15 protein-coding genes and 1 tRNA gene are annotated in these 15072 nt (G+C 63.4%); 9 read left to right on the top strand and 7 right to left on the bottom strand.

Going from position 1 to position 15072, the window contains the following annotated elements; translation table 11 throughout:
- Positions 1 to 288 precede the first annotated feature (288 nt).
- Positions 289 to 1164: a multicopper oxidase family protein gene (locus tag CR105_RS08555; protein WP_131021663.1), complete on the top strand. Its 876-nt coding sequence runs from the start codon at positions 289 to 291 to the stop codon at positions 1162 to 1164.
- Positions 1165 to 1190: 26 nt separating this feature from the next.
- The gene (locus CR105_RS08550) at positions 1191 to 1778 is read left to right on the top strand and encodes an SCO family protein (protein WP_099788023.1); all 588 of its coding nucleotides are present in this window, start codon (positions 1191 to 1193) and stop codon (positions 1776 to 1778) included.
- 32 nt (positions 1779 to 1810) lie between these two features.
- Here CR105_RS08550 and CR105_RS08545 read toward each other — a convergent pair.
- Positions 1811 to 1887 (bottom strand) — tRNA-Pro (locus tag CR105_RS08545).
- Positions 1888 to 1924: 37 nt separating this feature from the next.
- Positions 1925 to 2914 carry an octaprenyl diphosphate synthase gene (gene ispB / locus CR105_RS08540; RefSeq protein WP_099788022.1) on the bottom strand — a complete coding sequence of 330 codons (990 nt, stop codon included), beginning with the start codon at positions 2912 to 2914 and terminating at the stop codon, positions 1925 to 1927.
- Between the two features lie 262 nt (positions 2915 to 3176).
- Between ispB and rplU the strand changes: the two genes are divergently transcribed.
- From rplU to proB, 5 genes are all read left to right on the top strand, one after another.
- Positions 3177 to 3488, top strand: coding sequence for a 50S ribosomal protein L21 (gene rplU / locus CR105_RS08535; protein WP_099788321.1), 312 nt, complete (start codon positions 3177 to 3179; stop codon positions 3486 to 3488).
- Positions 3489 to 3528: 40 nt separating this feature from the next.
- Positions 3529 to 3807 (top strand): 50S ribosomal protein L27, encoded by a 279-nt coding sequence (gene rpmA / locus CR105_RS08530; RefSeq protein ID WP_099788021.1) that lies wholly within the window; start codon positions 3529 to 3531, stop codon positions 3805 to 3807.
- Positions 3808 to 3910: 103 nt separating this feature from the next.
- Positions 3911 to 5023, top strand: a complete 1113-nt coding sequence (gene obgE, locus CR105_RS08525; protein ID WP_099788020.1) for a GTPase ObgE — start codon at positions 3911 to 3913, stop codon at positions 5021 to 5023.
- 10 nt (positions 5024 to 5033) lie between these two features.
- On the top strand, positions 5034 to 5411 hold the full coding sequence (locus CR105_RS08520) for a DUF4345 family protein (protein WP_229413760.1): 378 nt from the start codon (positions 5034 to 5036) through the stop codon (positions 5409 to 5411).
- 16 nt (positions 5412 to 5427) lie between these two features.
- Positions 5428 to 6546, top strand: coding sequence for a glutamate 5-kinase (proB, locus tag CR105_RS08515; protein WP_099788018.1), 1119 nt, complete (start codon positions 5428 to 5430; stop codon positions 6544 to 6546).
- A gap of 15 nt (positions 6547 to 6561) precedes the next feature.
- Here proB and CR105_RS08510 read toward each other — a convergent pair whose 3' ends face one another.
- From CR105_RS08510 to rsxB, 3 genes are all read right to left on the bottom strand, one after another.
- Positions 6562 to 9501 (bottom strand): bifunctional diguanylate cyclase/phosphodiesterase, encoded by a 2940-nt coding sequence (locus tag CR105_RS08510; protein WP_099788017.1) that lies wholly within the window; start codon positions 9499 to 9501, stop codon positions 6562 to 6564.
- Positions 9502 to 9568: 67 nt separating this feature from the next.
- Entirely contained in the window at positions 9569 to 10216 is a 648-nt protein-coding gene (nth, locus tag CR105_RS08505; protein ID WP_099788016.1) for an endonuclease III, read from the bottom strand.
- The gene (gene rsxB / locus CR105_RS08500) at positions 10213 to 11016 is read right to left on the bottom strand and encodes an electron transport complex subunit RsxB (protein WP_267873891.1); all 804 of its coding nucleotides are present in this window, start codon (positions 11014 to 11016) and stop codon (positions 10213 to 10215) included. Before rsxB ends, nth begins: the two co-directional genes overlap by 4 nt.
- An 18-nt stretch (positions 11017 to 11034) precedes the next feature.
- Here rsxB and CR105_RS08495 point away from each other — a divergent pair, with 18 nt between their 5' ends.
- Both CR105_RS08495 and CR105_RS08490 read left to right on the top strand, forming a co-directional pair.
- On the top strand, positions 11035 to 11814 hold the full coding sequence (locus CR105_RS08495) for an ABC transporter ATP-binding protein (RefSeq protein ID WP_099788014.1): 780 nt from the start codon (positions 11035 to 11037) through the stop codon (positions 11812 to 11814).
- Complete coding sequence (locus CR105_RS08490; RefSeq protein WP_099788013.1) at positions 11814 to 13010, top strand: ABC transporter permease; 1197 nt, start codon at positions 11814 to 11816, stop codon at positions 13008 to 13010. Before CR105_RS08495 ends, CR105_RS08490 begins: the two co-directional genes overlap by 1 nt.
- 92 nt (positions 13011 to 13102) lie before the next feature.
- Here CR105_RS08490 and CR105_RS08485 read toward each other — a convergent pair whose 3' ends face one another.
- Both CR105_RS08485 and fdxA read right to left on the bottom strand, forming a co-directional pair.
- Entirely contained in the window at positions 13103 to 14338 is a 1236-nt protein-coding gene (locus CR105_RS08485; protein WP_099788012.1) for a polyhydroxyalkanoate depolymerase, read from the bottom strand.
- Positions 14339 to 14735: 397 nt separating this feature from the next.
- On the bottom strand, positions 14736 to 15059 hold the full coding sequence (gene fdxA / locus CR105_RS08480; RefSeq protein WP_099788011.1) for a ferredoxin FdxA: 324 nt from the start codon (positions 15057 to 15059) through the stop codon (positions 14736 to 14738).
- Positions 15060 to 15072: the final 13 nt, after the last annotated feature.

The following is a 15072-nucleotide window of genomic DNA, read 5'->3' as shown; positions in this document are numbered from 1 at the left end:
GCGAGCAGGATAGGGTTGTGTCGCAACCATTACGTGCATTGAGCACCCTGCGCGTTCGCTTACTTGATGTGATATTTGTGTGCGCGCGAAGAGTTCTTGCTGCAGTTGTTCGACAATACCGCCCCAGCACGCGAATCCTCGAAGCGATGCGATGAACTGCGGAAGTAGGGGAATGAAACGTAATTTTCACTCAACACCCTTCTGCATGAGCAGTTGCAGTTTGCTGCAACGGCGCCAAGCAGAGTGCGTCTCCCGAGCGGTGTCGGCAGGTATGACATCCCGCTCATCTTGCAAGACAAGAAATTCGATTCGGGCGTTAATCTCGGCTATAACCAGTTCGAGTCGGAAGGCTTTGTCGGCAACCTCTTCTTCGTCAACGGGAAAGTCCACCCTTACTTCAAGGCAGAGGGTCGCAAATACCGCTTCCGGCTTATTAACGGCAGCCTGGCACGCTACTTCGAAATGTATCTCGGCGACGAAAGCGATCGTTTCCACAACTTTACCTTCATTGCCAGCGACGGCAATTTGCTCGAGCGGCCATTGACGCTGCAGAGAATCCTGCTGGGCATGGCCGAGCGCGCCGATATCATCGTTGATTTTTCCAAATATCCGCCCGGGACCAAGCTCTACCTGGTCAACAGGCTGGAGCAGATCGATCCCAGGAAACCGACCGGCAAACTGCTCAATCCCGGAATCCGCATGCTCCGTTTCGAGGTTGGGCCGCGCAGGCCTGATAACAGCGTCATCCCGGCTTACCTGCGGGCGTTGACGCCGATCGATCGCAATGCCGCCAAAATCATACGATCGTTCAGATTCGAGCGAAACAACGGGCAATGGTCGATCAATGGCAAATTTTGGAACCCCGAGCGCGTCGACGCGGCTCCCAAGCTGAACGTTCCCGAAATTTGGAAACTGCAAAGCGATAGCGGCGGCTGGGCGCACCCGATCCATGTACACCTGGACGACTTCCGCATCCTGTCCATCGACGGCAAGCCACCGCCGCCAGAATGGCGCGGCCGCAAGGACGTGCTTTCCCTGCTGCCTGGCGATGCGGCGGAAATCCTGGTCGAATTTCGCGACTTTACGGGTAACTACATGATGCACTGCCACCAGCAGGCGCATGAGGATCACGCGATGATGATCCGCTTCGATGTCGTTCCCTGAACCACCTCACCCATGAGGAGCTTGCAATGATTGCCAGAAGATTTTTTATAGCCTCCGCTGTCGCTGGGGCGGCATTGCCCGTGCTGCCGGCCGGTGCTTCCCGGTACGCCGCCAAGTTTCACGCCAACGAATTTCCGAACCCGCTGCTGGCAACGCACACGGGACAACGGCTGCGTTTCTACGACGATGTGGTCAAAGGGAGCAAAGTGCTGGTATTTAACATGATGTACGCAAGCTGCCGGAATATCTGTCCGCCAAATACGGCAGGCTTGCTCCAGGTCCAGAAGCTGTTGAGGCACCGCATGGGCCGAGACGTATTCTTCTATTCCCTCACGCTTCAGCCCGATCTCGACCGGCCGGCCGACCTGCATGCATATGCCCGGCGCCATGGCGTAGGACCAGGTTGGACCTTCCTTACCGGGGATCGCCAGGGCATCGACGCCATACGGCGGAAGCTCGGGTACTTCGACCCCGATCCGAACGTCGATGCCGACCTGATGCAGCACACCGGCATGGTCCGCATCGAAAACCATGCACTGGACCGCTGGATGATGATGCCGTCACAGCTGACCCCGGCCAAGCTGGCGAGGTCGATTGTGGAACTTGCGAGCTAAGTACCGATCCGCAACTAGATCTGAGGGTCCAGTGGTCGGGGTGAGAGGATTCGAACCTCCGCCCTCTGCGTCCCGAACGCAGCGCTCTACCAGGCTGAGCCACACCCCGACGCTAGAGATTCACGTGAGGTTTTAGTGTAAAAAGCTTAATGGTCCCTGTCAACCGCGAACACGCACAGTTGCAGCAGGCTTCGCTTGAATTCGCTTTCCGGCAGGCCAGCAATGGCGGCCGCTGCGCGCTGGGCGGCAACTTCGGCCTCGCGCCGCGTGTAGTCGAGCGCGCCGCTGGTGGTTACTGCCGCAAGCACTGCCTCGAAATGCTGCTCGTCGCCGTTCTCGATGCAGTTGCGCACCAGGTCGCGCTGCTCCGGCGTGCCGTTTTCCATCAGGTAGATCAGTGGCAAGGTCGGCTTGCCTTCGCGCAGGTCGTCGCCGACGTTCTTGCCGATGGCTGCGGCGTCGCCGGCATAGTCGAGCACGTCGTCGATCAGCTGGAACGCGGTGCCGAGCGAGCGGCCGTATTCGCCGGCGGCGTCGATCTGGTCGTCATTGGCGCCGGAGATCAGGGCGCCCAGTTGCGCCGCCGCCTCGAACAGCTTGGCTGTCTTGGAGCGGATCACGTTCAGGTAGGCGTCCTGGCCGACGTCTGGGTCATGCATGTTCAGCAGTTGCAGCACTTCTCCTTCGGCGATCACGTTGGTGGCGTCCGACAGGATCTGCATCACGCGCATGTTGTTCAGGCCAACCATCATCTGGAACGAGCGCGAGTACAGGAAGTCGCCCACGAGCACCGAGGCGGCGTTGCCGAACAGCGCGTTGGCGGTCTGGCGGCCGCGCCGCATCGACGACTCGTCGACGACGTCGTCGTGCAGCAAGGTGGCGGTGTGGATGAACTCGACGACCGCGGCCAGTTCATGGTGGGCGGTGCCCTTGTAACCGTAGGCGTTCGCCACCAGCAGCACCAGGGTCGGGCGGATGCGCTTGCCGCCGGCACTGATGATGTACTCGGCGATCTGGTTGACCAGGCTCACTTCGGAATGCAGGCGCTCGCGGATAACCGCGTTGACTGCCTCCACGTCGGCAGCGATCGAATGGGCGATGGTGTTCGTTTGGGCGTGTAAGATAGCGGCTGACAAGGCTGACCTGCGAGTGGCGTTAAGTGCGTGGATTATACGACAACCCCGCCGTTTCGGTCCGGCACGCACAGCAGCCTGCCACCGGCGCCGTGGCGCTTGCATAGTGTTGTCGTTGTGCACATACCACGAACCGCCGAACTTGTGCATCCTTTTGACGAGAAATTTCAATCCATGTATAATCACAGGTTCCCCCGGTTCCGCACAGGCTCGACGTGATGTCGCCGGGAGAAATTCTTTTAAACATTTGATGAGGTTTCCTATCATGTACGCGGTCATAAAAACCGGTGGCAAGCAGTATAAAGTTGTCGCTGGCGAAAAACTTAAAATAGAACAGATACCGGCAGACATTGGTTCCGAACTCACCATCGATCAAGTTCTCGCAGTAGGCGCGGGCGACACCATCAAGTTTGGTGCGCCATTGGTTGAAGGTGCAACGGTTACCGTTTCTGTTGTGGCACACGGTCGTCACGATAAAGTGAAGATTTTTAAGATGCGTCGTCGTAAGCACTACCAGAAACACCAAGGCCATCGTCAAAATTTCACCGAAATCCAAATCGTTTCGATCAACGGCTAATCGCTGTTGCCCGGTACATCCAGTCATCAAGGAGCTATAAATGGCACACAAAAAAGGCGGCGGCACAACGCGTAACGGCCGCGACTCAGAATCAAAGCGCTTGGGCGTTAAGGTTTACGGCGGCCAGACCATCAACGCCGGCGGCATCATCATCCGTCAGCGCGGCACCCCGGTGCGCGCAGGCGAAAACGTCGGCCTGGGCAAGGATCACACCTTGTTCGCGCTGGTCGATGGCAAGGTAAAATTCCTCGTCAAGGGCGCCGGCTCGAAGCAATTCGTCACCGTGATCCCGAACGAAGTGGCTGCAGTAGCTGCTTAAGTAATACGCGCCGCTTGCGGCGCACACTTTGTAAGGCGCAAGCCTTCAATCGAAAGGCTCTGCCAACGGTAGGGCCTTTTTAGTTTTATGGCGGTACAAAATTATGAAGTTTATCGACGAAGCAAAAATTGAAGTCATCGCCGGCGATGGCGGGAATGGCTGCGCCTCGTTCTGCCGCGAAAAGTTCCGTCCATTCGGCGGGCCGGACGGCGGCGACGGCGGCAAGGGCGGCTCGATCTGGGCCGTGGCCGACCGTAACATCAACACCCTGGTCGACTTCCGTTACTCGAAGATGCACAAGGCGCGCGACGGCGAGCCTGGCCGCGGCGCCGACTGCTATGGCAAGGGCGCCGACGACATCCACATGCGCATGCCGGTGGGCACTTTGATCGTCGATAACAACAGCGGCGAGATCATTGCCGACCTGACCGAACACGGCCAGGTGGAACTGCTCGCCAAGGGCGGCGAGGGCGGCTGGGGCAACATCCACTTCAAGTCCTCGACCAACCGCGCGCCGCGCCAAAAAGGCGAGGGCAAGGAAGGCGAACGCCGCGAACTGCGCCTGGAGCTGAAGGTACTGGCCGACGTGGGCCTCTTGGGCATGCCGAACGCCGGCAAGTCGACCTTTATCACGGCCGTCTCGAACGCCAAGCCGAAGATCGCCGACTACCCGTTCACCACCTTGCACCCTAACCTGGGCGTGGTGCGCGTGTCGCACGAGAAGAGCTTCGTCATCGCCGACATTCCCGGCCTGATCGAAGGCGCGTCGGAAGGCGCGGGCCTCGGCCACCAGTTCCTGCGCCACCTGCAGCGCACTGGCCTGCTGCTGCACATCGTCGACATGGCGCCGTTCGAAACGAACGTCGATCCGGTCAAGGAAGCCAAGGCGCTGGTCAAGGAGCTGGAAAAGTACGACGAGTCGCTGGTCGAGAAGCCGCGCTGGCTGGTGCTTAACAAGCTGGACGTGGTGCCGGCGGAAGACCGCAAGAAGCTGGTCAAGGATTTCGTCAAGCGCATGGCCTGGAAGGGTCCTGTGTTCGAGATTTCGGCGCTGTCGCACGAAGGCTGCCCGGAATTGGTCAACGCCATCTACCAGCACCTGGAAGCGAAGAAGGCTGTGGAGCACCGCGCCGAAGAGACGCAGATGACCGAGGAAGCGCGCGGCATCGCATCGATCGATCCGGACGATCCACGCTTCAAGATTCTCGAAGACTGAGTTGGTCTCCGTGACGCGGGCAGGGCTGCGCAGGCAGCTGCTGCAACTGGTTGCCTGTGCCAGTTCGCTGGCCGCGCTCGTGGCCATGCTGGACCCGGACCGCGTGGCCACCGTCATGGGCTTGTTTCTCGTTGGCGTGAACGGCTACAGCCAGTTCTACGCCATCTATGTCGGCACCAGGCTCGCTACCGCGGGCCTGGCGCTGTTAGCGGCAAGGCAGGGCGAACCGCCTGTCCTCGGCGATATCACTGCATTGTTCGTCCTGGCGCAGCCGGTCGGCCGCTTCATCGCGGCCTTCGCGATCGGCCTGCCCCAGGGATCTTTATTAGTCGTATGCGGGTTGGAGCTGGCCGGCGGCATCGCGCTGCTGGCGCTGCGCCCGCGTTGATAAGAGCCGCTGCCAGATGAAATCCGTCATTCAGAATGCCTCCCGCATCATCATCAAGGTCGGCTCGTCGCTGGTCACCAACGACGGCCGCGGGCTCGATCACGCCGCCATCGCCCGCTGGGCGTCGCAGATATCGGCTTTGCGCGCGCTCGGCAAGGAAGTGGTGCTGGTCAGCTCCGGCGCGATCGCCGAAGGCATGCTGCGCCTCGGCTTCGACACGCGCCCGACCGATATCCACGAACTGCAGGCCTGCGCCGCGGTAGGGCAAATGGGCCTGGCGCAAATCTACGAGTCGAGCTTTCGCGCGCACGGCCTGGGCACCGCGCAGGTGCTGCTCACGCATGCCGACCTGGCCGACCGTGAGCGCTACCTCAACGCGCGCTCGACCCTGACCACCTTGCTGCGCCTGGGCGTGGTCCCGATCATCAACGAGAACGACACCGTGGTCACCGACGAGATCAAGTTCGGCGACAACGACACGCTCGGCGCCTTGGTGGCGAACCTGATCGAAGCGGACGCGCTGGTGATCCTGACCGACCAGCACGGACTGTTTTCGGCCGACCCGCGCAAGGAGCCGGCGGCGACCCTGATCGCCGAGGGCGCGGCCGGCGACCCGGCGCTCGAAGCGATGGCCGGCGGCGCCGGCAGCAGCATCGGCCGCGGCGGCATGCTGACCAAGATCCTGGCCGCCAAGCGCGCCGCGCGCTCGGGCGCGCACACCATCATCGCGTGGGGACGCGACAGCGACGTGCTCACGCGCCTGGCCGCCGGCGAAGCGATCGGCACCCAGCTGACGGCGCAAACCGGCCGCATGACCGCGCGCAAGCAGTGGATGACGGATCACCTGCACACGGCCGGCAAGGTGGTGCTCGACGCCGGCGCGGTGCAGAAGCTCACCCGCGAGGGCAAGTCGCTGCTGCCGATCGGCGTGATCGGCGTGACCGGTGAATTCGGCCGCGGCGCGGTGATTACCTGCGTCGGCGAAGACGGCGTGGCGATCGCGCGCGGGCTGTCGAACTACACCAGCAGCGAGGCGCGGCGCATCATGCGCAAGCCGTCGTCGGAGATCGAGAAGGTGCTCGGCTTCCTCGAGGGGCCGGAGCTGATCCATCGCGACAACCTGGTGCTGCTGTAGCCGCATAGTGGTGTGTCACTGACTTAAACTGGCGGGCGCTGCGCTTGCCAGGCGCAGCTCGATGTTGCGGATGACGGCGTGGATGTCGTCTCCCGATACCGGCGGACTGAAGAAAAATCCCTGGCCCAGGTGGCAGCCGTGCTCCATCAGCCAGTCCATCTGCTGCTCTGTCTCGACCCCCTCGGCCACCACCAGCATCTTCAGCGCCACCCCCATCGCGACGATGGCCTGGGTCAGCGTCTCGGCGTTCGAATCTTGCAGCATGCTGAGGGTGAACGACTGGTCGATCTTGATGCTCTGCAGCGGCAGCTGGCGCAGGTAGCTCAGCGACGAGAAACCGGTGCCGAAGTCGTCCAGCGCGGTGCCGATGCCGCGCGTGTTGAGCGCTGCCAGCACGTTGCGGGTGCGTGTCAGTTCGCGCATCACCGCCGACTCGGTCACCTCGATCTCGAGCGCGCTGGCCGGCACATTGAACTCGTCGAGCAGGGCGCCGAGGTAGTCGACCACGTTGGTCGACAGGATGTCGGCCATCGACAAATTCACCGATACCGGCAGCGTCGGCAGCCCCTGGTCGCGCCAGTGCGCCTGCGCCTGCAGCGCCTGGCGCATCACCCAGCGGTCGATGCGCACGATCTGGTCGCTGCGCTCGGCCAGCGGAATGAACACCGCCGGCGGCGTCTGCCCGCGGCTGGGGTGATTCCAGCGCACCAGCGCCTCCATGCCGACCACGCGCCGCGTCACCAGGTCGACCTTGGGCTGAAACACCAGCGACAGCTCGTCCTGCTCGATCGCTTCGCCGAGGTCGCGCTCGAGCAGGTACTGGTCGAGCTGGTCGGACTCCATCGAAAAATCGAACACCGAACTGCGCCCGCGGCCGTGCGCCTTGGCGTGGTACAGCGCCAAGTCGGCGCGGCGCAGCAGCTCGCCGACGGTTCGCCCGTGCGCCGGCGGCAGCGCAATGCCGACCGAGACGCCCATGCGCAGCTGCTGGCCGTTGATGTCGAACGGCTGCGTCACCGTCTGGTGCAGCCGCTCGGCGAACATCAGCGCGGTGGCGGCATCGGGATGGTCCATCTGGAACAGCAGCATGAATTCGTCGCCGCCCAGGCGCGCCAGCAGGTCGCAATCGCGGATCACGGCGTCCAGGCGCCGGCCGAACTGCAGCAGCACCTGGTCGCCGGTGGCGTGGCCGTAGGCGTCGTTGATCTTCTTGAAGTGGTCGAGGTCGAGCAGCATCAGCGCGGCATCGTACTGGCCTTCCTGCAGGCGCCGGGTGACCTCGTCTTCCATCGTGCGGCGGTTGTACAGTCCCGTCAACTGGTCGTGGTGGGCGCGCCAGTGCAGCTTCTCGTGCAGCGTGCGGTTGACCCGCAGCTTGTGCACTTCGGCGAGGATCTGCAGCAGCGACTGCAGGCCTTCGGCCTCGACGTCGGTCCACGGTTCGCTGCGCCCCCTGACCTGCTGGCGCCATTCGGCAAACGAGCGGCGCGGCTCGAGCCTGACGCGCCCGTCCGGTTCATCGCGGACTGGCTCTTTTACCGGTTCGCCGGCCCAGCGCACCAGCTGCACCACCTCGGGCCGGGTAACAAAGCAGAAGATTGGATGGTCTTCGAAGCGGTGCGCCAGCAGCATGCCGGCCGCTTCGGGCAGCGCGTCGATGCGCTGCTGGCCGGGCGTAAGCAGGTCGTCCCACACCAGCACCCCCGGCGCATGGCCGGTCCGGTCGAGCCGCGCGAGCACCTCGGTGAGCGTCTGCTGGGCCGGATGGTGGCGCCGGCCCGGCCCGCCGACCCAGTGGGTCGAGTTCAGGTACACGCCGAGCGTGTTGGCCCTGAACGCCTGCAGGAAGTCGGGCAGCCGCTGGCGCAGCAGCACGGTGATGTCTTCGCCCATCAGCAGCGACTGGTGGAACTGGCTGAGCAGGTTGCCCATCGCCAGGCGCTGGTCGACCGCCTCCAGCTTGGTCAGCGTTTCGATGCGCATGGTGGCCACTTCGGCCGTCAGTTCGCACAGCTGGCGCAGCGCCTCGCGTACCTGGTGCGGCGGCGCCTTTGGCGCGTGGTGATGGCAGGCTATCATGCCCCACAGTTTGGCGTCGATGACGATCGACATCGTCAGCGTCGCGCGCACGCCCATGTTGCGCAGGTAGGACAGGTGCACCGGCGACAGGCCGCGCAGCAGGCAGTGGCTCTGGTCGAGCAGGGCGCCGTCGGGCAGCAGCGGCGGCACCAGTGTGTCGGCCGGCGCCTCGACGTCGGCCAGCACGCGCAGCCGGTTGGTCAGGTACAGCGCGCGCGCCTGGGCCGGGATGTCGCTGGCCGGGAAGCGCAGGCCGACAAAGCGCTGCTCGCACTGCTCGCCGCACTGCTCGGCGATGACTTCGCCGCAACCGTCGGGCAGGAAGCGATAGATCATCACCCGGTCGAAGCCGGTAAAGCCGCGCACCACCTTGGCACAATCGTCGAGGAAGGTGCCGATGCGGTCGGCGTGGCGCAGCCGCGCGATCAGCGAGGCGATGTCGGCGAACTCACGGCCTTCGGCGCGGCGCCGCGCGGCGCTGGTGGCCTGCGGCAGCCATTCGAGCACGGCGACGTCGCCGCTGCGATGGCCAAGGCATGCCCAGTCGTCCGACGCCTGCTGCTGTGCCGGCGCGGTGCGCTCGAAACGCGCGCGCCACGGCAGCGCCATCGGACGCACCGGCGGCAGCGCGTCGAGGCCGAGCGTGTCGAACGGCGCGCCGCGCTCGATCCAGTCGAGCAGCGGCGTGCCGAACATCGACTCGGCAGTGAGCCCGGGCCAATGGCGCGCAATGCCGCTCGAGACCTGGACAATGCGCCCGTCGCTGATCTGCGCGACGATCAGAAAGCCGTGCGGCTGCACGGTGCCGAGCAGGTGAATCGGTTCCTGGGCACAGGCTTTTTCCAGCTCCGTCGGTATGGTGTCGTAGCCCTGCATGGAGGTCGGTCACGCCGTTGTTACCGCAATACTGTAAGACTGGTTCGGCGGCGGCTAGTTCATGGCGCTACAGCCCATCCGGCGGCGGCGTCTTCTGGCGGTATTCGCACAGGTCGGCGATCAGGCAGTTCCAGCACAGCGGTTTGCGCGCGATGCAGGTATAGCGCCCGTGCAGGATCAGCCAGTGATGAGCGTCCTGCAAAAACTCCTTCGGCACGAACTTGAGCAGCTTGTGCTCGACCACCTCGACCGTTTTGCCGGGCGCGATGCCGGTGCGGTTCGACACCCGGAAGATATGGGTGTCGACCGCCATGGTCGGCTCGCCGAAGGCGGTGTTGAGCACGACGTTGGCGGTCTTGCGGCCGACCCCGGGCAGCGCTTCGAGCGCCTCGCGCGAGCGCGGCACTTCGCCGCCGTACAGGTCGACCAGCATCTGGCAGGTGGCGATGACGTTCTTCGCCTTGGTGTTGTACAGGCCGATGGTGGCGATGTAGGTCTTCAGTTCGTCGAGGCCAAGCGCCAGGATCTGCGCCGGCGTATTGGCCACCGGGTACAGCTTGCGCGTGGCCTTGTTGACGCCGACGTCGGTCGACTGGGCCGACAGCAGCACCGCGATCAGCAGTTCGAACGGCGTGGTGTATTCGAGTTCGGTGGTCGGATGCGGATTGGCGGCGCGAAAGCGGGTGAAGATCTCGAGGCGTTTGGCGGGATTCATTCGGCGGAAGGCAGCGCCTTCAGGCGCGCGCGTTCAATGGCGGCGGCGATGATGGCGCGCTTGCGCTCCTTCTCGGCCAGTTGTTCGGGCGTGTTGGTCGCTTCGGCCGTCACGTCGCGCATCTTGGCCACCGCCTTGGCGGCCAGGCGGGCGTCGTTTTCGTCGCGCTCGCGCAGCAAGCGTGCGCTGCGCAGGTCGTGGCGCGCGCGGGCGGCGTCGGCCTGCTGCTGCGACCAGGCGTCCCAGCCGGTCAGGTCCTCCGTGACCGGGTACATGACGATGCAGTCGACCGGGCAGGGCGCCACGCACAGGTCGCAGCCGGTGCACAGGCTCGGCACCACGGTGTGCATCTGCTTGGCCGCGCCGACGATGGCGTCGACCGGACAGGCCTGGATGCACAGGGTGCAGCCTATGCACAGCTCCTCGTCGATGTAGGCGACCGGGCGCGGACGCTCGATGCCGTTGACCGGGTTGATCGGGATGACGGCGCGCCCGGTGACGGCGGCCAGGCGGCGCACGCCCTCGATGCCGCCCGGCGGGCACTGGTTGATGTCGGCGGCACCAATGGCGATCGCTTCGGCATACGGCCGGCACGCCGCGTAGCCGCACTTGGTGCATTGCGTCTGCGGCAGTACGTCTTCGATCAGGTCGGCGAGGGTCTTGGTCACGGTGATTCTATCGGCGCAAAACGCCATTATCCGACAAAAGCCGATGTGGCGGAGAAGGCAAAAAGTTAATGCATATAAGTAACGATGTTGGTTGGAAAGATTGCTCTCTGGGCTATAATTATTTTCCGTTATTGCAATGGTGAAAACTCGATGATTGAAGTTAAAAACCTGTTCAAGCGCTTCCGCCAGGCGAAGAAATCGGATCCGTCCAGGCGCCGCGATGCGCGCGAAGGCGACGGCTATTTCCAGGCCGTGCGTGACGTCAGCTTTCATTGCGCGCCCGGCGAAGTGCTGGGCTTGCTCGGCCCGAATGGCGCCGGCAAGACCACCACCTTGCGCCTGCTGGCCACCGCGCTCAAGCCCGACCAGGGCACCGCCTTCGTCAACGGCGTCGACATCGTCGCCGAGCCGATGCAGGCGCGCCGCCAGATCGGGTTTTTATCCGGCACCACCGGCTTGTACGGGCGCCTGACCGGGCGCGAAAACGTCGAATATTTCGGCCGCCTGCACGGCATGGACGAAGCGCGCCTGCAGCGCCGCTGCGACGAACTGTTCGAGCAGTTGCAGCTGCACGACTTTGCCCACAAGCGCACCGACGAGATGTCGACCGGCATGAAGCAGAAGTGCTCGATCGCGCGCGCCGTGGTGCACGATCCGAAGGTCATCATTCTCGATGAACCGACCAGCGGCCTCGACGTCATGGCAGCGAAGGTGCTGCTCGACTTCATGGCCGACTGCAAGCGGCGACAGATTCCGCTGATCTTCTCGACCCACCATCTGCACGAAGTCGACAAGCTGTGCGACCGCGTCTGCGTCATCAATGGCGGCACCACGGTGTTCAACGATACGACGGGTGCATTCCGCCAGCGGGGCGGCGGCGATATTTTCGACGCGTTCATCGGCGTCATCAACGAAAGGAGTGCCGCCTGATGTGGATCGTCTACCTGAAGGAACTGCGCTCGCTGCTGCGCGACCGCAAGACGCTGATTTTCACGATCCTGATTCCGATTATCGCCTTGCCGCTGATCGGCTTTGGCATGACGCAGGTGATGAGCAAGCTGAGCGAAAAGGCGCGCACCGAGCAGATCAAGTACGCCATCTTCGGTGCGCAGAATGCGCCGGCGCTGGCCGAGCTGTTCGCCAGGGATGCCGGCTACCGCGAAGTGAAGCTCGGTAGCGCCGGCGACATCCGCGGCGCGATCGGTGACGACCGCATCAAGCTGGCGCTGAACGTGCCGGCGCAATTCGCCGGCGCCATCGGCGCCAGCCAGCAGGCCGCCATCGAGCTGCACTTCAACAGCGCCGACGCCGGCGAAATCACCCGCAAGCGTGTCAACGCGGTGGTCGAACAATACAACGCGACCTTGCGCGACAAGGCGCTGTCGGACTTCAAGCTGACCGCGCCGCAGCTCGCCTTCGTCCTCAATCCGGTCACCATCGACGTGCGCTCGACGGCCGACCAGCGCGAGCGCATCGGCGCTCTGGTGGGCGGCATGCTGCCTTACCTGCTCATCTTCGTGTGCCTGATGGCGGGGATGTATCCGGCGATCGACATTGGCGCCGGCGAGAAGGAAGCCGGCACGCTCGAGACGCTGCTGCTGGCGCCGGTGTCGCGCTCGCAACTGGTGATGGGCAAGTTCCTGGTGCTGTTTACGGTGGCGCTGGCGGCGTCGCTGCTGATGGTGAGCAGCCTTGGCTTGCTGCTGCGCTTTTACTCCGGCCGGCTCGACCCTGCGCTGGCGGCGGTGGTGGCGGCGATCAGCATCGGCGACCTCGGCATGATCGCGCTGATGCTGGTGCCGACGGCGGCGATGTTTGCCGCGATCTTGCTGTCGATGTCGATCTACGCCAAGAGTTACAAGGAAGCGGCCGGCATGATGCAGCCGATGATGATCATCGCAATCATGCCGATGATGGTGGCGATGATCCCTGGCGTGGAGCTGACCTGGTTATGGTCGGCCGTCCCGCTGACCAACATCGCGCTGGCGATGAAGGAGATCGTCAAGGGGACAATGGATTATCCGAAGTTCCTGATGATCCTGTTTTCCAGCACGCTGCTGGCGGCCATCTTGCTGGCGTTTTGCCGCCGCTGGTTCAGCCGCGAAGAGGTGCTGTTCCGCGACTGAGCCGGCGCCGTCTCCGGGCACGCACAATGAGCGGCCAATAAAAAACGCCTCGCTGGATGAGCAGCGAGGCGTTTTTTTTACGGCTGATGGAATCAGCCGTGCTTCTTGATGAACTCGCCGATCTTCGGGCAGATCGTCTCGCGCCAGCGGCGGCCCGAGAAGATGCCGTAGTGGCCGGCGCCAGGGGCGACGTAGTCCTGCTGCATGTTGGCCGGGATGCCGGTGCACAGGTCGTGCGCGGCCTGGGTCTGGCCGGCGCCGGAGATGTCGTCCAGCTCGCCCTCGACCGTAAACAGCGCCACCGTCGTGATGTCTTGCGGGCGCACCAGCTGGCCGCCGACTTCCCACGTGCCCTTCGGCAGGCGGTGTTCCTGGAACACCGTCTTGATGGTGTCGAGGTAGTACTCGGCCGGCATGTCGAGCACCGCGTTGTACTCGTTGTAGAACTGACGATGGCTCTCGGCCGGCTCATCGTCGCCCAGCACCAGGTGCTGGTAGAACTCGCGGTGGCTCTGCGCGTGGCGGCCAGGATTCATCGCGATGAAGCCGGCGTGCTGCAGGAAGCCGGGATAGACCTTGCGGCCAAAACCGGGGTAGTTGCCCGGCACCGCGTAGATCACCGTGTTCTCGAACCACGAGAACGGCTTTTCGACGGCCAGGTCGTTGACCGCGGTCGGCGACTTGCGCGGATCGATCGGGCCGCCCATCATCGTCATCGTTTTTGGCAGCTGCGGATCGTTGGCGCTGGCCATCAGCGAAATGGCGGCCAGCACCGGCACCGTCGGCTGGCACACGGAAATGACGTGCAGGTCAGGCGCCAGCAGGCGGATGAAATCCTGCACGTAATAGATGTAGTCGTCGAGGTGGAACGGGCCTTCCGACGCCGCCACCATGCGCGCATCGGTCCAGTCGGTGATGTAGACGTCATGCTCGTGCAGCAAGCCGCGCACGGTGTCGCGCAGCAAGGTCGAGTGGTGGCCCGACAATGGCGCGACCAGCAACACTTTCGGCTGAGCCAGCTTGGCGATCTGCTTGTCGCTGAGGTCTTTCTTGAAGTGCAGCAGGCGGCAGAATGGGCGCGTGACGACGGTGCGCTCCATGATGCCCACCGTTTCGCCGGCGACAAGGGTGCTGCCGATGTCGAAAGCCGGCTTCTCGTAATCCTTGCCGAGGCGGTACATCAGCTCGTATCCCGCGGCGATACGCTGGGAAAACGGGGTGTGCGCGAAGGGCGAGACCGGGTTCGAAAACAGTTTCGAGGATGCTTCTGCCCATTGCATCATGGGGGTCAGGAATGAACGTTGCATCTCGTGCAATTGGTAGAGCATGGAAGTTCCTTCGTGGGCTGCTTGGCCGCCGCTAATGCGGCGGTCCGTGAATTAATTATAGGCTATACCGGTCACCGTACTGCAATTTGCCGTTCTACTTAGCAATTGATTAACGTGGATCACAGACATCCGGTAGTTTTTCCCCATTCACGCTTTGTATCACGCCAGGCGATCTCTCGTCCGTGCAGCGCCCAACATAGGCGCAAAAAACCGCGCGCGTTTGTGACGCAGCGGAAACGGAACGTGATCAGTGCAATATCGGGTGTCGGCGGGGAGCTGGTCGAGGCCGCGGCGCGCGGGCGCCGGGAATGGATGCAGATGCGTTGCCGGGGTGGCCCGGCAACGCGGATAGTAAGGATACTGTGGATGAAACACCGCCGCGTGGCGGCCGGGCACGCTAGCGGATCAGCTGGTCCATCTTGTCCTTGACGTCTTTCCACTTGTCCGCGTCAGGCAGGGCCGCCTTGGTCTTGGTGATCGACGGCCAGGCGCGCGCCAGGTCAACGTTAATTTTGATGAAAGCAACCTGGTCGGCCGGCACGTCTTCTTCCGCGAAGATCGCGTTGACCGGGCACTCCGCCACGCAGACCGCGCAATCGATGCACTCGTCCGGATCGATCGTCAGAAAATTCGGGCCTTCCCGGAAACAATCAACCGGGCATACATCGACGCAATCGGTGTATCGACAGCTGATGCATGATTCGGTGACAACGTGGGTCATAACAGTCCTATCA

The organism is Massilia eurypsychrophila (genome assembly GCF_002760655.1).
Classification (GTDB): domain Bacteria; phylum Pseudomonadota; class Gammaproteobacteria; order Burkholderiales; family Burkholderiaceae_D; genus JAFCUW01.
Note: the sequence above shows the minus strand (reverse complement) of the source record. Positions and strands in the feature narration are given on the sequence as shown.